Here is an 18119-nt window from a genome sequence, read left to right as displayed (position 1 = left end):
TTGGCTATGTAAATATAGTTAAATATTTCCTAATAGGTTGTCAGTATTTGGTCATTAACCGGTAATAATAGTATGGGTTTTTATAATCATATGATTATTAGGTACTATTACTACCGGTTAATGCGCAACCACGGCGCCTACCAACCCCAGTTTACGCCTTTTTCCGTAGCAGGTACCCCTGTTTGCAGCCATTGCGGGGCAGGGGCGCCTTTCAGGAAATGGTCAAAGAACTGCTGCTCCCGGCGGGATATATCCTTGCGGTTCTGGCGCAGCACCAGGTTATGCGCTTCATTATTGTAATTCAGCAGCCATACCGGTTTGCCCAGGCGGCGCAGACCGGTGAACAGCTCAATACCCTGGTACCAGGGCACGGCGCCATCCGCGTCATTGCTCATAATGGCCACCGGCGTAGTTACTTTGGGCAGGTGGAACAGCGGGGAGTTCTCGATATATAGCTCCGGTTTCTCCCACAGCGTGGCCCCTATGCGGCTTTGCGTATGCTCATACTGGAACTGGCGGTTCATACCGCTTTCCCAGCGTATACCGCCATAGGCGCTGGTCATATTGGCTACCGGTGCGCCGGCCCATGCGGCCTTGAATAAGTTTGTTTGCGTGATCACATACGCCACCTGGTAACCGCCCCAGCTCTGGCCCTGCAGGCCTATATTGGTACTGTCTACCCAGTTATGCTGCGCCAGGGCACGGGCGCCGCTCACAATATAGTCATAGGCGCTTTTACCGGGATGACCGGCCTCGTAGCTGATATCCGGCGCAAACACCAGGTAGCCCCGGCTCACAAAGAACGGGATGTTCAGCCGCGAAGGGGTAGGGGCGGGGGGCTGATAGTTATACATGCCATCCGTTAGCTTCTCATAGAAATAAATCAGCACCGGGTAATGTTTGGTGCTGTCAAAGTCTTCCGGTTTATACAGGATACCTTCCGCGGGTTTACCATTATAGGCGGTCCATTTAAACAGGGAGGCCGTACCCCAGTTATATTGCTGCTGTTGCGGGTTAATATGGCTGATCTGCACCGCCTTATCAAAAGAAGGCGTTTTGCCTGTCAGTGTGCCCACATATACATCCGGCGATAACACATAGCTGCTTTTGTTGAAGATGTAAGTATCCGCCTGTTTGGCTTTCCGTGGCAGCTGGTAGGCATACGGGCCCATGGCCAGCTGCTGCAGGGCGTGGGATTTTGGGTTAAGCTGATAGAACCCGTTGTACTTGCTGGTTTCATTATAGGCGCTTAGCAACAGGGGCTGGTCTTTCTTAAAGAAATGTTCGTCCTCATCCAGCTGTACATCGCGGAAACGGGTCTTATCCCGCCTGCCCTGTCCATGGGTGATGTTTACCGGCGCTTCTTTACCGCTGGGGTCCACCTGCCAGATGTCGAAACGGTCATATACATACAGGTATTTATCATCTTCCAGCCAGCCGGCTTTGCCATAGGCCTCCGGGTCGTCCGGATGGTCGTCTTCCTCATCAAACATGGCGGCAGGAATGTTAGCCGTCATATTATGTATTGCGCCGGTGGCGGTTTCATAGCTGAACCAGTGCCGGCCTTTCATATCATACCAATACAGGTAACGCCCTTTGGGGGAGATGTAAAACTGCCCGTCCAGCTTTTCCTTTATCATCTTGCGGGTACCATCTGTCACATTCACCAGCCAGGCGGTGTTCAGGGTACGGCCGGTCCATTGCATGGCAATACGCTCGCCTTTATTGGTGGCGCCCAGGGCATAATCGCTATCGTTTTCATCTGCGGTGGTGATAGTTTCCAGGTCTTTATCACCCAGCTGCAGCACTTTTTTAGTAGCCGGCAGGTACACGGCCAGGTAGCTGCGTTTAAGCTCCCGGTTCATGTTCTTTAGCTGCATGGGTTGCAGAAAATCATCCTGGTAATTCCAGATGTCTACTTTGGCTACTTCAAAATCTACAATAGTGGTGTCTTTTGGCGGCCGGATGGGCGCCGTGCCAAAGAACAGGCGTTGCCCATTATTGCTGAAATAGATCTTGCTGCTATCCGCTATGCCCCATTTATCCGGAATGCCGCCGGTACCGCGGGTGGCGGCTATAATGCCACTATCCTGCCCGGGTGTATAATAGTATAGACGGAAGATCCGCTGTAAGGCTTTGGCGCTGTCCGGGGTGCTTATCCAGGCTAACTGCTGGCCTTTTTCATCAAAGCTGAAGAGTGTACGCTCGCCATCGCCACGGCTGATGGTATCCGCATGCTGCGCGGTCACATCCCACAGGAGTACGCCGGCCCTTGAAAGCGGATCTTTTTTGGCTACGCTGGTTTCCACCAGCAGCTTATTACCCGGTTTGCTGAAAACGTATTCCTGTACATGCTGCAGGGTATCTTCCCGGCCGCTGGCCAGCTGGCGTATCACCAGTGGCGTACCGCCGGTGCTATCCTTGTCAGACTGTGGTCGTTCCAGCAGGTAGGCTAATATGCCGCTGCCTTTTTCCGGCGTTTTGAAGGATTTTACCATCGGCGTTTTCCAGGATTGCCATTGTTCCAGGTTTACAATGCCCATGGAGTCTTTGGGCATTTCTGCAGACTTTTTCTTTTTGATCCTGGCCTGCCGGGTTTCGCTGAAATAAGGGGTAATGGCAAATACCACAAAGCGGCTGTCTTCCGTGATCACGGGCCGGTTGCCCCTGGGTATTTCGAGGCTGCGGTGTTTTTTGTTGTCATAGATCACCAGGCGGCTGTCGCCTTCCTGTGGGGTAATGGTATAGGCGACCCATTGCCCGTTATTGCTGATGGCTTTTGCGCCAATACTCTCCCAGCTATCGTACACGCTGTGGTCCAGCGGCTTTTTTTGTGCATAGGCAGCAAGGGAAAGGCAGCAGAGTGCTACATAGATAATGGTTGTTCTCATACTGTCTAAAATAGTAAAAAGTTTACAGGGAGCGGGGCACAGATTGATGAGCGTATGCCGCTAGTGCGCCGTATCTGCAGTATGCGGTTTGCGGGCTACCCGCCACATCTGCAGGGCCACGGATAACATGATACAAAACAGCCCAACATAGAAAGCGGGGCCCAGGTATTTGTTCTCATGGAATAGCACAAAGGCCAGCAGGATGCTGTATACCGGCTCCAGGTTAAAGCAGAGGTTGACCGTAAAGGCGGAGATCTTCTTTAACGCGTTCAGGCTCAGGGCATAGAGCCAGAGGGTACAGGCCCAGGACAGTATCAGCAGGTAAGTGAGGTCCGTGAAGGAGGGTACAATAGTAGCCACCGGGAAAGCATGCAGGTAAAAAGGCAGTATGATCGAAACGCACAAAGTACCCATCAGCAGCTCATAGAACCCCATGGTATAGGTATCAAACCTGCGGATAAGCCGTTTATTGAATACGGTGAACAGGGCGGCAAACATGGCGGAAATAATGCCCAGTATAATGCCGGTACGGTATTGCGTATCAAAATGGAAGATCAGGAGGATACCAGCCAGGGTAAGCAGGCTTAAAAGCATCTCCACCGTATCGAACCGGCGGCGGTTGATCAGCGGATCAAAGATGGCGGTAAACAGGCTGGTAAGTGAAAAACATACCACCCCAATGGATACATTGGCGTATTTAATACTGCCATAGAAAAAGATCCAGTGCAGGCCAATGATCAGGCCATTGGAGCCAATGATCAGCACATCGCGGAAGGGTACTTTTTTCAAAAGGCCCCGCCAGCGGAACAGGATGTATAAACTAATAGCGGAGATCAGCAGGCGATACCAGGTAAGCAGTCCTTCATTAAGGGTGATAAGTTTTCCCAGGATACCGGTAAAACCGGCCAGGAAAACGGACAAATGCAACTGGAAGAATGCTTTTTTCATGGAGGGTGATGCGTCATCAATTACTGACGGCTGATCCTTCTTTCGTAGCGGCGGGTAAGGCTTTGCGCCTGTATCTTCAGCACGCCAAGGATGCCTTCTTTCACAATACCTTTACTCATCTTGGAATAGCCTTCCTTACGGTCGCGGAAGGTGATAGGCACTTCCTTTATCTTGAAGCCCAGTTTCCAGGCGGTGAATTTCATCTCTATCTGGAACGCATATCCCACAAACTGGATAGCATCGAGCTTAATGGCTTCCAGCACGGAGCGCCGGTAACATACAAAGCCCGCGGTGGCGTCCTTTACGGGGATCCAGGTTACAAAACGCACGTATACGGATGCGCCATAGGAAAGCACGGCGCGGTCCCAGGGCCAGTTTTCCGTATTGCCGCCTTTTGTATAACGGGAGCCTACGGAAACATCCGCCCCGCCCACTGCACAGGCCTCATACAGGCGTATCAGGTCCTTGGGATTGTGGGAGAAATCGGCGTCCATTTCAAAAATGTATTCGTAGCCCCTGGCAATGGCCCATTTAAAGCCATGGATATAGGCAGTTCCCAGGCCCTGTTTGCCGCTCCTTTCTTCCAGGAACAGCTCACCGGCATGTTGCTGCTGCAATGACTTTACTATATTGCCGGTACCGTCCGGCGAGCCATCGTCTATGATAAGTACATGAAAACCCTGCTGCAAGGAAAATACAGCGTCAATGATCTTTTGGATATTATCCTTTTCATTGTACGTAGGTATTATGACAAGCTTTTCCAATCAGCGAACATCGTTTTGGACTGCGAAAATAGTGTAATCAGGGCGCAAGATAGGGCCTTCCTGAAAAATATTACATTTTTTTTAACATCATACTATGATAAATTTCTGTCAGTTTCTGCTTGGTATTTAGCGGAAAATCTGCCTTCATCATCCAGTCATAGTATTGGGGTTCCACTTTCAGCACGTCCCGCACTGCGCGGCCTTTGTATTTGCCGAAGTTGAAGACTTCCAGGCCGTTCTGCATCACCATACGGCGGGCAAAATCAATGTATTCATCCTCCTTGGTAAAGTCGGCCAGGCCGTCTACATCGGACTGCAGTGTCTCGTAACGGTTCAGCTGGGCTTCCAGGATCTCAAAAGTGGCTAAGGCATCGGCCTCCGCGCTATGGGCATTTTCCAGCTGCTTATCGCAGTAGAATTTGTAGGCGGCGCTCAGGGTGCGCTTTTCCATCAAGTGGAAGATCTTCTGTACGTCAATAAATCTGCGGTGGGATACTTCAAACTCCAGGCCGGAACGCAGGAATTCCTCTACCAGCATGGGGATATCAAAACGGTTGGAGTTATAACCCGCAATGTCGCAGTTTTCCAGGAACTGGCGCAGCTCATTGGCCATCTGTTTAAACGTCTGACAATCCTTTACATCCTCGTCTTTAATACCATGTATGGCCGTAGTAGCAGCAGGGATGGGCATTTCCGGGTTCACGCGTTTCACCTTATGCTGGGTGGTTTTGTCCGGGAATACCTTCACAATGGCTATTTCAATGATACGATCGGTGGCCACGTTAGTGCCGGTAGTTTCCAGATCAATAACGGCCAGGGGCCTTTTGAGTTGTAAAGTGGGCATTTGTATATTTTGATAGTATAGATAAGCCGCAGTGGGTGCTACTGCTTATAGGTTTAAATATTTTTTCAGCGAATTTACATCCATTCCGTCATAGTCGCCAGAGCTCATCATCAATAAGTTGGTATTGCTGTAGTCCTGGGCATCAAGAAAAGCTTCGAGCTGTTCGCGCTGGTTAAACACATGCAGGTCCAGGCGGCCAAAGCCTTCCGCTACCTGTTCCGGCCGCAGATCGGGCATCCGCTTTATTTCCAGCGCGTGACGGCTGTAAAATACCACGCCTGTATTGGCGGCGTCCATAGCGCCTTCATACTGCGACATAAATCCTGCATTGAGGCTGCTATAGGTATGCAGCTCCAGTACAGCAATCAGTTTCCGCTCCGGGTACTGCTGCTGTAATGCATGGATGGTGGCCCTTACTTTGGACGGGGCATGGGCAAAATCGCGGTAAATAGCGCAACGCTCATTACGGCCCACCAGCTCCAGCCTTTTGGCGGCGCCGGTGAAAGTAGCTATGGCAGACAGGAAGTCCTCATCGCCTATGCCCAGCTGGTTGCATACCAGCCTGGCGGCGTGCATGTTCAGCAGGTTATGCTCCCCAAATACCTGCAGATCGGCATATCCTTCGTCAAAGAACACACGGGTAATGCCGTTGCGGATCATGTGGATGGGCAGGGTATAGGGCATCAGCTTCAGATGACGGCCTTCCTTGTTCACCAGGCTATTCAGCGTTTCGTCGGAGCTGTTATAGATCAGCGTTTGCCCCGGCGCCATTTGCCGGATAAAGATGGCAAACTGCTCCAGATATATGTCAAAAGTGGGAAATACGTTGATATGGTCCCAGGCAATACCGCTGATCACGGCGATATGCGGGTGCAGGAAATGAAATTTTGGCCGTTTTTCTATTACGGAGGCCGGGTATTCATCCCCTTCACAAACGATCAGGGGCGCATTGGTGATATTTACAGACTGGGCAAATCCTTCCAGACGGGCGCCTACCAGGTAGTCAAAATCCAGCTGGCGGGTTTTCAGCACATGCATGATCATGGCGGTAATGGTGGTTTTGCCATGGCTGCCCCCTACTACTACACGGGTCTTCTCCAGGCTTTCCTGGTAAATATATTCCGGGAAGGAGTAGATCTTCAGGCCCAGCTCCTGCGCCCGCTGCAGTTCCGGGTTATCGCCACGGGCATGCATACCCAGGATCACTGCGTCCAGATCTGGCGTAATACGGGTGGCATCCCAGCCCATAGAACCAGGTAAAATCCCTACCTTTGCGAGGTTACCTAGGGCAGGTTCAAAAATTTCATCATCGCTTCCGGTTACCTGGTAGCCTTTATGGTGCAATGCAATCGCCAATTGATGCATAACACTGCCGCCGATTGCAATAAAATGAACTTTCATAGTGTTAATAGTCAGTAGGAGTTAGAAAGCATGGTTTATTTGGTTCGTTTGCTGACAATCCCTATATAAATCCATTGCTCACACATCTTGTTGTTTTTTTTAATATAATTAATATATTTGCAAAGTAACGTTACAAAGCACGATTAAAAAAGCGTTTATATACATTCCCTATGAATTTTCGTTTATTAACTAAATTTCAGATAATGAGATCTCACACTAAACTGTTGGGCGTTGCCGGCCTTCTTTGTATCTTTGCTGTTTTATTTACCTCTTGTGCTACGCACTCGAAATTAGGATGTCCGATGAAGATCTCGAAATCGGCTCCTACAGAAAAAAGCAAGGATTGTTAATGAATTGGATACCGCTGAAAGAAGAATCACAGCTGGATGACATTAAAGCGACCTCGGCCCAGCAGCCGGTGGTAATTTTTAAGCACAGCACCCGCTGTGCGATCAGCTCAATGGTAAAGTCCCGCCTGGAGCGCCAAGCCGCCCCCAAGGACCTGCCCTTCTACTATTTAGATCTTATCAGTTACCGTAACATCTCTAACCGTATCGCAGATACCTTTGCCGTAGAGCATGAATCGCCGCAGGTGCTGCTGATCCGTGATGGAAAATGTGTATACGATGAAAGCCATAACGGCATCTCAATGGACGAGATCGTTAAGATGGCTAGCTGATAGGCTGACTGTGATGACAGATTGAACGTGCTGACTGGATTTTACGCGAAAACTATATTTGCGTAAGCTATTTTATTCCTATTTAGAAAGAAATTGGCGCGTTGTACTGTAATGGTGCAGCGCGTTTTTTGTGCTATCCGCCCATCATTTCACTGCCTTCAACACATCCTTGCTCATGGGCGAAACAGAAGGGCCAAAATAATACGCCAGCACCCCCGCTTCATTCACCAGGTATTTGCTGAAATTCCATTCCGGTTGTTGGTTGTTCCAGCCATTGCTTTGCTCATCCGACAGCCACTGGAAAATATGGTTCTGCTGCGCGCCCTTCACTACGCTGCTTTTGGCCGCCAGCATAAACGTTACCCCGAAATTCACTTTGCAGAATTGCGCAATATCCGCATCCGACCCCTTTTCCTGTTCCTTGAAGTCGTTGGCCGGGAAACCGATCACCACCAGCTCAGGGAACTGGTCCTGTAACTGCTGCAAGGCCTCAAACTGGGCCGTATACCCGCAGTCGGAGGCGGTATTCACCAACAGCAGCTTGCGGCCGCTAAACCGGCTCATAGGCACTATATCACCCTGGTTGCTCACCAGTGAGAGGGAGGCAAAAGCTACCCGCGGCGTTTTGTGCTGTTTGTTTTGCAGGACCTTACTGTTGGCCCCCAAAAGGCGGGTCAGCTTCATAAGGAGAGGATAGAACCGCTTGCGTAAAGATTGTTTGCCTGTCATAATACCCCAAATTTCCTAAGTTTGCATTATATATACAAAATTAATGAAGCATCGTATAGTTGTAGCTGTTACAGGGGCCAGCGGTTCCATCTACGCCCGGCAGCTACTTGGCAAGCTACAGGCGGCCGCCGGCCAGATAGACACCGTAGCCGTAGTGATGACGGAGAATGCAAAGACCGTATGGCAGACAGAGCTGGTAGATACCAGCTATGAGCAGCTGCCTTTCCGCTTTTATACCCAGCAGGATTTTCATGCGCCTTTTGCCAGCGGCTCCGGACAGTTCGATACCATGATCATCTGTCCCTGTTCCATGGGCACATTGGGCCGTATTGCTACCGGTATTTCCAATGATCTTATTACCCGTGCGGCAGATGTGGTGCTGAAGGAGCGCCGCAAACTGATCTGCGTGGTGCGGGAAACGCCCTATAACCTTATGCATCTGCGTAATATGGTATCTGTAACAGAAGCCGGCGGCATCATTTGCCCCGCTACGCCATCTTTTTACAGCGTGCCTACCACCATCGAAGCAGTGGCCGCCACCGTAACAGACCGGGTATTGGACCTGGCAGGTATTCAGCAGGAAACCTACCGCTGGGGAAATAAATAATTACAATTATCTTGGTACATGCATATTGTTATCATCAACGGACCTAATTTAAACCTCCTGGGCAAGCGGGAGCCGGGCATTTACGGCAGTGAGTCGTTCGAAGTATATTTTGCGGAACTGCAAACAAAGTATCCTGGTGTACAGTTCAGCTATTTCCAAAGCAATGTAGAAGGGGAGATCATTAACTACCTGCATCAGCAAGGCTTTTCTGCGGATGGTATCTTACTGAACGCAGGGGGGTATACGCATACATCCGTAGCTATACGCGATGCCATAGCGGCCATTACTACGCCGGTGATAGAAGTACATATCAGTAATGTATATGCAAGAGAGGAATTCCGGCATACTTCCATGATAGCGCCTAAGTGCGTAGGCAGTATTTGTGGGCTGGGTATGAAGGGGTATAAGCTGGGGGTAGAGTATTTTCTGAATGCGTAAGTTGATTGTTTAACAGCAAACGCCTAACACTGTTCTCACAGCATTAGGCGTTTGCCTTTTTTAATATCTTCTGTCTGTCAGCCTATTAACAAGCCGTAGCCGTCTCTTTCTCGTCTTTGAACGCCTCTCTGGCTTTCAAACCCAGCAGCTCAAACATCATATGATCCTCTTCAAAAGAAGGGTTCTTCGTGGTCAGCAGCTTCTCTCCGGTAAAGATAGAGTTAGCGCCTGCCATAAAGCACAGGGCCTGCTCAGATACGCTCATTTCCGCACGGCCGGCGCTCAGGCGCACCATAGCACCAGGGATCAGTATGCGGGTGGTAGCGATCATACGCACCATATCCCAGAATTCTACTTTAGGCATATGTTCCAGCGGGGTGCCTTTTACGCGGGTCAGGGCGTTAATGGGCACTGATTCCGGGTGGGTGGGCAGGTTGCTGAGGGTATGCAGCATCTGGATACGGTCCTCATGGCTTTCGCCCAGGCCGATGATACCGCCGCAGCATACGCTTACGCCTGCTTTACGCACGTTATCCAGCGTTTCCAGGCGGTCGTCGTAGGTACGGGTGGTGATGATCTCGCTATAGTGTTCCTTAGAAGTATCCAGGTTGTGGTTGTAGGCGTATAAACCGGCGTCTGCCAGTTTTTTAGCCTGTTCTTCCGTCAGCATGCCCAGGGTACAGCATACTTCCATGCCCATCTCGTTCACGCCTTTTACCATGTCCAGCACGCGGTCAAAGTCGCGGTTATCGCGTACTTCGCGCCAGGCGGCGCCCATACAGAAGCGGGTAGAGCCGGCGTCTTTGGCTTTTTTAGCATAGTGCAGCACCTGCTCTTTCTGCAACAGGCCATGTACGTTAACGCCGGTGTCGTACCGGGCTGCCTGGGGGCAGTAGGCACAATCTTCCGGGCAACCGCCGGTTTTGATGGAAAGCAGCGTACAAACCTGTACTTCTGCGGTATCCTGGTATTGGCGGTGTACGGTAGCTGCGCGGAATACCAGCTCCAGCAGCGGTGTATTATAGATAGCTTTTATTTCTTCAATGGTCCAGTCATGACGGATCAGCACATCTTGCATAATTATAATATTTAATAGGAAGCAAACCTACGGAAAAAAAGCTAAAAGCTCAAAGTACAAAGCATAAAGCCCTTACCGGGTCCCTGACCCTATGCTTTGAGCCTCAGGTGGATAGCATTCCGGGTGGCCGGGCTATCTGCCTCTCTTCCTCTACAGATATCTAAAATTCGTTTTAGGCGTAATAGCCAGCAAAGTCTGGTATATCAGCATGATCGTGTTCTCAATATCCTCTTTCTTCACCATTTCCACGGTGGTATGCATATAACGCAGCGGCAGGCTGATAAGAGCCGATGGCGTGCCGTCATTGGAATAGGCAAACGCGTCCGTATCCGTACCGGTGCTGCGGCTTACCGCATGGCGCTGGAAGGGGATATCATTCTTTTCGGCTGTTTTAATGATCAGGTCACGGAGTATGTTATGCACCGCAGGGCCATAGGTGATGCTGGGGCCATTACCGCAACGGATCTCGCCTTCCACGTTCTTGTTGATCATGGGCGTGGTAGAGTCATGCGTTACGTCTGTGATAATGGCGGCATTGGCTTTTATGCGTTTAGCCACCATCTCAGCGCCGCGCAGCCCTACTTCTTCCTGTACGGCATTTACGATGTACAGGCCAAAAGGCAGCTTCTGCTTATTTTCTTTCAGCAGGCGGGCCACTTCCGCTATCATAAAGCCGCCTATACGGTTATCGATGGCGCGGCAGATGATGTAATTATAGTTCAGCTCTTCGTAGCCGTCTTCAAAGGTGATCACGCAGCCTACATGGATGCCCAGGTCTTCCACCTCTTTCTTGGAGCGGGCGCCGCAATCCAGGAAGATGTTGTCTACCTTGGGTTGCGGTTCCTTACCCTCCGGGTTACGGTTACGGGTATGGATAGCCGGCCAGCCAAACACAGCTTTTACAATGCCTTTTTCTGTATGGATGTTCACCCGTTTAGAGGGGGCTATCTGCTGATCAGAGCCGCCATTGCGGATCACGTATATTAAACCTTCCGGCGAAATGTAGTTCACAAACCAGGAGATCTCATCAGCATGCGCTTCTATCACCACCTTAAAAGGCGCGTCCGGGTTGATGATGCCTACAACGGAGCCATAGGCGTCTACAATATGTTCATCAATATAGGGTTGCAGGTATTGCAGCCACAGCTTCTGTCCTTCCTTCTCAAACCCGGTAGGAGAGGGGTTGTTCAGGTAAGTTTTGAGGAATGACATAGATTCCTTCGTCAGTATGGATTTTTGCTTTTTGGACATGATTCTCAATCTATATTATCGGACAAAAGTAAGGAAATAGCGGAAAGCACAAAGGCGTCTGATCAATATCACCAGCATCCCAGCAGTAAATGTAATACGGCGGAGAACATCATCAGCCCGTCCAGTACAAAATAATACATGTAATCAGACTTGTCCCTGATGGCCTTGCGTGTAAGCAATGCAGTGATCAGTACAGGCGCCAGCAGCGTGCCTACCACAGCGGGCGTGGTAATGGGCCACAACAGCAGAGCGGTCAGCGCAGAGAGCCCCAGCACGATATAATATACCTTGAACAGGTGTTTGTCAGGCAGCAGGGTAGTAATGGTCCGGATGCCCTCTTCCCGGTCAGATTCCACATCCCGGTAGTCAAACAATATACAGATCGCAAAGATGAGGAATAAGCGGTGCAGGGTAAAGAACACTACATACCAGGTAAACGGCGCCGGGCTTATAAAGAATGGCAGCAGCGTGGTGACATATGTCCACACAGAGGTAAGGAACAGTGTTTTGCCAACGGCTATCTTACGCAGCCATACAAAGGCCCGTTGCGGCAGTTTAGGCGCGGAGTACAGGAAGGTGAGCACAGCGCCCCCGGTCAATGGCAGCCAGTGCATACGCAGCTGCCAGAAAAAGTACAGCGCGCCTACAGCGCCAATTACGTAGAATACGATCTGCATGGTCCGGTGCCGGTCGCCCCAATGCAGGCGCTCAGACCCGGATGCCGTTAATGGCGTCAGGTACCAATGGAAATTATAGCTGCAGATGGTAGAAAAGAAAACAAACGCGTTATAGGTAAGGTAATCATAATGCAAACCCAGTATAACATTGGTTTGCCACACCATTATCACCGCGCACAACGCTATGTAAATGGAGCTGAATAGCAGGAAATTAAACAGGGACTTCAACATAATTCGCTAATGTGCAGATGTGTGGATGTACAAATGCTGCACATCCACACATTATCAAAGTGGTATATTTCCATGCTTTTTCCTGGGCATGGTCACTACCTTATTTTCAAGCATTTTAAAGCCTTTTATTAATTTAATGCGGGTCTGATCCGGGATGATGACTTCATCAATATATCCCTTTTCCGCTGCCAGGTAAGGATTGGCAAATCTTTCTGTATAATCTGCTACCAGTTCATTCATACGCGCTTCCGGATTTGGAGCAGCGTCTATCTCTTTTTTATAGATGATCTCTACTGCGCCTTTAGGCCCCATAACGGCAATCTCCGCCTGCGGAAATGCAAAGTTCAGGTCTGCGCCAATATGTTTGGAATTCATCACACAATAAGCGCCGCCATAGGCTTTGCGGGTGGTGACGGTAATTTTAGGCACGGTAGCTTCGCTAAGGGCAAATAACAGTTTAGCGCCGTTGGTGATGATGGCATTCCATTCCTGGTCTGTGCCCGGCAAAAAGCCCGGTACATCTACCAGTACCAGCAGCGGAATATTAAATGCGTCGCAGAAGCGGGTAAAGCGTGCGGCCTTTACGGAGGCGTGTATATCCAGCACGCCGGCCAGGTGGGCCGGTTGGTTGGCTACAATACCAATGCTGCGGCCAGCAATCAGGGCAAAGCCTACAATGATGTTCTCCGCAAAACCGCTGTGCACTTCAAAGAAGCTGTCTGCATCCGTGATCTGCGCGATCACTTCCTTCATATCATAAGGCTGGTTAGGATGCAGCGGTATAATATTATTCAGCGCTTCCCTGGCTTCCTGGCCGGGCTCATAAGGGTATACCGGCGCGTCTTCCTCACAGTTCTGCGGCACGTATTTCAGCAGGCGTTTAATGTATTGGATACACTCCACTTCATTGGCGCAGGCAAAATGCGTAACGCCGCTTTTAGTGGCATGTGTTTGCGCGCCGCCCAGTTCTTCGGCGGTCACCTCTTCATGGGTAACGGTCTTTACCACGTTGGGGCCTGTTACAAACATATAAGAGGTTTGCTCAACCATCAATATAAAATCTGTAATAGCAGGGGAGTATACCGCGCCGCCGGCACAGGGGCCCATTACGGCGGAGATCTGCGGTATTACGCCAGATGCGCGGGTGTTGCGGTAAAAGATATCCGCATAACCGCCCAGGCTTACTACGCCTTCCTGTATACGTGCGCCTCCGCTGTCGTTAAGGCCAATTATAGGCGCTCCGTTCTCCATGGCCAGGTCCATGACCTTGCAGATCTTGCGGGCGTGGGGCTCGGAAAGGCTGCCGCCGTATACGGTAAAATCCTGGGAAAATACATATACCAGGCGGCCATGGATGGTACCGTAGCCGGTTACCACGCCATCGCCCAGGAACTGCTCCTGGTCTGCCGTAAGGCCGCGGTTGCGGTTGGCCACCAGCATGTCCAGCTCCTCAAAAGAGCCTTCGTCCAGCAGCAGCTGCAGGCGCTCCCTGGCGGTAAGCTTGCCTTTTTTATGTTGGGATGCAATCCGGACTTCGCCTCCGCCCAGTGCGGCTTCGGCGATCATGCTCTGTAGTAGCGCTATTTTATCCATGCTCGTTTGGTTTGCCGCCGGCAGGTTGGGCGGGCAGGGTATCAGTCCCCCCTCTCGTTGCACATGCCCTTGCTGCGGACTGTTTTGCTGCCGGATGCCGGCTTTAATAAAAAGTGGGTAAAGCTAAAAAATAAAAGAGGATGTATCAAAAATAAAAGGCTGTACCACCAGGTGATACAGCCTCCCGTTTTATGCGGAATAAGATCATTGCTTTAAGAGCGCCACCTTGGGCGTAGTGATCGTATCACTTTTGTTACCGGCATTATCCTCTACATAGATCCGGAAATGGATGCTGTCAGGTACTGTATTATTGGGCGGTGATAAGCTGATGTTATCCAGTGTAAGGATCACTTCCGCATCTACCTTGCCACCCACATGCGCATCTATATTTGGCATTTGTTTACGCTCAAAATTGAGGCTATCCGTAACGCTGTCAAAGAAGGTCTGCACCCAAAAACCGTTCTCAATGTCGCCATCGCCATCCTGGATCTGAAAAAATGCCTGTAATCCGCTCTCGCTATTCGTTAAATCAACTACTGGTTGGGAATAGGACTTGAAGGTCAACACTGGTTTGGTGCCAATGCTGTCTTTTGAACAGGCGACCATTAAAAGGCAGGCTACCGCCGATAATGAGAGTAGTTTCTTCATATAACAAACGTACGTTAATTATTTTACATTAATAACGGGTTTAGGGCGCCTTTTGTTACCCCGGCGGCGTAACTTTGTGCGGTTTTTAAAACTATTAGATGAACGGCCTATCCCCGGAACGTATTTTTAACTTGCAGGCGCCGGATTTTGAACCGGCAGCGCTGGACCTGTTCCGGTACCAGTACCAGCATAATGCCCTGTACCGGGCCTATACAGATGCCTTGCGTATACAGCCCGGCAGCGTAAACGCCATTACCGGCATCCCTTTTCTGCCCATACAGTTCTTTAAGACCCACCAGGTGGTAAGCGGAACCTTTGAGCCGGAGCTGGTATTTGAAAGCAGCGGTACTACCCAAACGGTGAACAGCCGTCACCTGGTAAAGGACGCCTCCCTGTATGAGCGCAGTTTTATCACCGCCTTTGAGCAGTTTTATGGCCCGGTATCGGACTATGTGGTGGTAGGGCTGTTGCCCTCCTACCTGGAAAGACAGCATTCCTCCCTGGTGGTGATGGTGCAGGAGATGATCCGCCGCAGCGGCCATGCCGGCAGCGGGTTTTACCTTTATGAGCATGAGAAGCTGTATACCCAGCTGCAGGAGTTGGAAGCCCGCGGGCAAAAAGTGCTGCTGATAGGGGTTACTTTTGGCCTGCTGGACTTTGCAGAGAAATACACCCTCTCCCTCCAACATACCATTGTTATGGAAACGGGCGGCATGAAAGGCCGCCGCGAAGAATGGACGCGTGAGCAGGTACATGCCTTCCTGCAGCAGAAGCTGGGAGTAAATACCGTACACGCAGAATACGGCATGACGGAGCTGTTATCCCAGGCTTACTCCTATGGCAAAGGCATTTTTACCACGCCGCCGTGGATGAAAGTGCTGCTGCGCGATGAGAATGATCCCTTTGAACTGTTCACCGGCAGGTCTGCGGGCGTCATGAACATTATAGACCTGGCCAACGTATATTCGTGCGCGTTCATCGCCACGGAAGATATTGGCAAGTTGTATGACGATGGCAGCTTTGAGGTATTGGGCCGCCTGGATAACTCCGCGCTGCGCGGTTGCAGCCTCATGGTAAGCTGATCCGTTAACATTCTTTCACACTTCCTTCATTAAACCATCCCACATTGACCGGGTCTTACTAAAAACGCAAGACCATGGAACGATCAACAAAATTGACTATACTGGCTGTAACGTTAACGGGTATGTTAATGTCCTGCGCGCCGCGGGTAGGCATAGTGGCTACCAGGCCGCCGGCCCCTGTAGTGGTACGCCCTGTTGCGCCCCGTCCGGGTGCGGTTTGGGTGGATGGTGATTATATCTGGCAACATGGCGGTTATACCTACCGTCCCGGTTACTGGGTAACTCCCCGCCGTGGCCGTGCTTATCATCCCGGCCATTGGCGCGCTGTACGTAATGGCTGGCAGTGGGAGCGGGGCCGCTGGAGATAAAAAGCGTGCATGAACGGCAGGCTGCCAGGCCTTATTCACGCCTGGTCACCAACGGCCTGCACTCCCACTGGACATAAGGACTTTATATATAATTTTTATAATTTGTATATTGCTCCTGAAATACTACGTCCTTCCTATGAAAAAACCGCTATTAATATTGGTGTGGTGCACCGTGTTTATTCCCTCCCTGCAGGCCCAGTGGCTTAAAAAAATGACGGATAAGATCAAGGGTAAAAGCGAACAGGCGCCCGCCCCCGCAGAAAGCGAAGCGGCGGCGGAAGGCGATCCCCTGGCGGCGCCGGCGCCCAAAGTGAACCCATCCCTTGTCATTGGCGGGGATGATAGCCTCCGGATCGACTCTTCCTTTGTGTTTGATGTGGCCGTATACCAGGAAAGCACCGCTATCACCGGTAATAACGAAGTGGTAAAAGACGGCGGACAGGATATCGTGATCTATTACAGCAGCAGCCTGCCGCAGTTCAGCATACAAATGACCAGCAAAAGCACGGCTGCGAAATATTATTTCTACGCAGACTTTCTGCATGAGTCGCAGCTTAGTATTACCGCCATTAACCGCGTGGCCAGCGGCGAAAAACAGCGGCTGGACCTGGAGCATATGGAGCCGGTATTTCCCGGAGAGACCGGCTATGTAAGCCAGCTGCTGCGCACCGGCAATAAAAAAGTGATCGCCGGAGTAGCCTGTGAGGAATATGTAGCCCAGAACCTGAAAGATGATCCTCGCGTAAACGCCCAGGGTACCAGCCATGCCCTGGTAACCGCCCATGTTTGGGTGCCGCAGGAACCGCACACGCTTTTCCACGCCTATGGCGTAATACCGGATAAATACAAGATCCAGATAGAAAAAATGCAGATAGAAGGCTCTTATGCGCCGGTAGTGCTGCCCCTGGAAATGTACCTGGAGTACGGGAACGGGGATAAGGTATATACGACCACTTCAGAGATCATTATGGGGGAGCCCAGGAAAGTAAATATTGCGGATATTATTAAATAGGAAAGCAGTCAATTACCCGCTACCAAACAGGCCTTCTCCAGCAGCGTTTCCAGCTGCTCCCGGCCCATGGCCACCGCCTGTAATTCCTGCATATAGGGGAAACTCTGATGATCCATGCCCAGTTTCTGCACCAGGTACAGGTCCAGCTCATCCGGGGCTTTATGATGATCGATATAATCGCGTAAAAAGAACAAAAAATGCTGCCGCTCCTTTTCCGTTAGTAGGGTCAACGCAATCCGGTCCTTGAGCACATTGCCGGTATTTAACCGTAATATCTCCACCGCCCGCCGCAGTTGTTTAGCCGAAACCGCCTGCTGCGCCGGCAGCCAGTGAAAACAGAAATACTCCACTGCAGCATCTGCAAACTGCACATCTTCCGATTCTGCCGTCAAATGCCAGGTAGCCCAATCCTGTAATACTTCCGGTGATATATGGCCGTTAATGCAGGCCTCCAGCTGATGTATAAGCCCTGGCCGTGTAGGGGCGGTATCTGCCGCATAGGAAAGCTGTGATACCACTTCATCATGAAACTGTTCGTTAATATCGCGTGCAGCGGAGACCAGTATATGTGTAAGCTCAGAACTGCCTGCCTGGGGTTGTAATAACCAGGATGTTTCTGTTAAGATTTCCTGCTTCGTCCGGGTACCTTTCAGATAATCCTTTATGAGGGTAATAAAATAGGTAGCTGTAACAGGAGGCAGCTTGTTCTTCATGCGGGTGTCGCGTTTTACAGGTAAACTTACATTTTTTCTCCCAATACGGGCGGCCTTTAGGATATAGTTATAACGCCTGGTCCCCCTATAACAATATAAAGTTACGCAAAATACCGTTTGCCCGCGATCATGCACTATTTCACAAATCCTTAACATATATACCGC

Annotated in this window: 18 protein-coding genes; 6 read left to right on the top strand and 12 right to left on the bottom strand. The window is 50.5% G+C overall.

The window, feature by feature from the left end:
* Positions 1-137: 137 nt before the first annotated feature.
* The 5 genes from F0L74_RS14545 to F0L74_RS14525 form a co-directional block, all read right to left on the bottom strand.
* Positions 138-2891, bottom strand: a complete 2754-nt coding sequence (locus F0L74_RS14545; protein ID WP_149838569.1) for an alpha/beta hydrolase family protein — start codon at positions 2889-2891, stop codon at positions 138-140.
* A gap of 60 nt (positions 2892-2951) precedes the next feature.
* The gene (locus F0L74_RS14540; protein WP_149838568.1) at positions 2952-3839 is read right to left on the bottom strand and encodes a DMT family transporter; all 888 of its coding nucleotides are present in this window, start codon (positions 3837-3839) and stop codon (positions 2952-2954) included.
* 20 nt (positions 3840-3859) lie between these two features.
* Positions 3860-4603 carry a polyprenol monophosphomannose synthase gene (locus F0L74_RS14535; RefSeq protein WP_149838567.1) on the bottom strand — a complete coding sequence of 248 codons (744 nt, stop codon included), beginning with the start codon at positions 4601-4603 and terminating at the stop codon, positions 3860-3862.
* Positions 4604-4673: 70 nt separating this feature from the next.
* Positions 4674-5447, bottom strand: coding sequence for a 3'-5' exonuclease (locus tag F0L74_RS14530; RefSeq protein WP_149838566.1), 774 nt, complete (start codon positions 5445-5447; stop codon positions 4674-4676).
* Between the two features lie 45 nt (positions 5448-5492).
* Positions 5493-6848, bottom strand: coding sequence for a UDP-N-acetylmuramate--L-alanine ligase (locus F0L74_RS14525; RefSeq protein ID WP_149838565.1), 1356 nt, complete (start codon positions 6846-6848; stop codon positions 5493-5495).
* Positions 6849-7197: 349 nt separating this feature from the next.
* Between F0L74_RS14525 and ytxJ the strand changes: the two genes are divergently transcribed.
* The gene (ytxJ, locus tag F0L74_RS14520; RefSeq protein ID WP_149838564.1) at positions 7198-7527 is read left to right on the top strand and encodes a bacillithiol system redox-active protein YtxJ; all 330 of its coding nucleotides are present in this window, start codon (positions 7198-7200) and stop codon (positions 7525-7527) included.
* A 144-nt stretch (positions 7528-7671) separates the two neighbouring features.
* Here ytxJ and F0L74_RS14515 read toward each other — a convergent pair whose 3' ends face one another.
* Positions 7672-8211 carry a glutathione peroxidase gene (locus tag F0L74_RS14515; RefSeq protein WP_246197710.1) on the bottom strand — a complete coding sequence of 180 codons (540 nt, stop codon included), beginning with the start codon at positions 8209-8211 and terminating at the stop codon, positions 7672-7674.
* Positions 8212-8299: 88 nt separating this feature from the next.
* On the opposite strand from F0L74_RS14515, the gene F0L74_RS14510 reads away from it, so the two are divergent.
* Together F0L74_RS14510 and aroQ are read left to right on the top strand one after the other, a co-directional pair.
* On the top strand, positions 8300-8863 hold the full coding sequence (locus tag F0L74_RS14510; RefSeq protein WP_149838562.1) for a UbiX family flavin prenyltransferase: 564 nt from the start codon (positions 8300-8302) through the stop codon (positions 8861-8863).
* An 18-nt stretch (positions 8864-8881) separates the two neighbouring features.
* A complete protein-coding gene (gene aroQ, locus F0L74_RS14505) occupies positions 8882-9301 on the top strand; it encodes a type II 3-dehydroquinate dehydratase (protein ID WP_149838561.1) in 420 nt (139 codons plus the stop codon).
* Positions 9302-9386: 85 nt separating this feature from the next.
* Here the strand turns inward: aroQ and bioB are convergent, their stop codons facing one another.
* The 5 genes from bioB to F0L74_RS14480 all read right to left on the bottom strand — a co-directional run bounded on the left by bioB (position 9387) and on the right by F0L74_RS14480 (position 14779).
* Positions 9387-10379 (bottom strand): biotin synthase BioB, encoded by a 993-nt coding sequence (gene bioB / locus F0L74_RS14500; protein WP_149838560.1) that lies wholly within the window; start codon positions 10377-10379, stop codon positions 9387-9389.
* A gap of 150 nt (positions 10380-10529) precedes the next feature.
* Entirely contained in the window at positions 10530-11630 is a 1101-nt protein-coding gene (locus F0L74_RS14495; protein WP_149838559.1) for a M42 family metallopeptidase, read from the bottom strand.
* Between the two features lie 68 nt (positions 11631-11698).
* The gene (locus tag F0L74_RS14490) at positions 11699-12538 is read right to left on the bottom strand and encodes a UbiA prenyltransferase family protein (protein ID WP_149838558.1); all 840 of its coding nucleotides are present in this window, start codon (positions 12536-12538) and stop codon (positions 11699-11701) included.
* A 54-nt stretch (positions 12539-12592) separates the two neighbouring features.
* The gene (locus tag F0L74_RS14485; RefSeq protein WP_149838557.1) at positions 12593-14131 is read right to left on the bottom strand and encodes an acyl-CoA carboxylase subunit beta; all 1539 of its coding nucleotides are present in this window, start codon (positions 14129-14131) and stop codon (positions 12593-12595) included.
* Between the two features lie 204 nt (positions 14132-14335).
* Positions 14336-14779 (bottom strand): hypothetical protein, encoded by a 444-nt coding sequence (locus F0L74_RS14480; RefSeq protein WP_149838556.1) that lies wholly within the window; start codon positions 14777-14779, stop codon positions 14336-14338.
* Positions 14780-14877: 98 nt separating this feature from the next.
* Here F0L74_RS14480 and F0L74_RS14475 point away from each other — a divergent pair, with 98 nt between their 5' ends.
* The 3 genes from F0L74_RS14475 (at position 14878) to F0L74_RS14465 (ending at position 17241) form a co-directional block, all read left to right on the top strand.
* A complete protein-coding gene (locus F0L74_RS14475) occupies positions 14878-15861 on the top strand; it encodes a long-chain-fatty-acid--protein ligase (protein ID WP_149838555.1) in 984 nt (327 codons plus the stop codon).
* 74 nt (positions 15862-15935) lie between these two features.
* A complete protein-coding gene (locus F0L74_RS14470) occupies positions 15936-16229 on the top strand; it encodes a YXWGXW repeat-containing protein (RefSeq protein WP_149838554.1) in 294 nt (97 codons plus the stop codon).
* Between the two features lie 136 nt (positions 16230-16365).
* Complete coding sequence (locus tag F0L74_RS14465) at positions 16366-17241, top strand: hypothetical protein (RefSeq protein WP_149838553.1); 876 nt, start codon at positions 16366-16368, stop codon at positions 17239-17241.
* Positions 17242-17249: 8 nt separating this feature from the next.
* Here F0L74_RS14465 and F0L74_RS14460 read toward each other — a convergent pair whose 3' ends face one another.
* Positions 17250-17954: a hypothetical protein gene (locus F0L74_RS14460; RefSeq protein WP_149838552.1), complete on the bottom strand. Its 705-nt coding sequence runs from the start codon at positions 17952-17954 to the stop codon at positions 17250-17252.
* Positions 17955-18119: the final 165 nt, after the last annotated feature.

Origin of the sequence: Chitinophaga agrisoli (assembly GCF_008386695.1) — a bacterium.
GTDB lineage: Bacteria > Bacteroidota > Bacteroidia > Chitinophagales > Chitinophagaceae > Chitinophaga > Chitinophaga agrisoli.
This window is presented reverse-complemented; position numbering and strand designations above follow the sequence as displayed.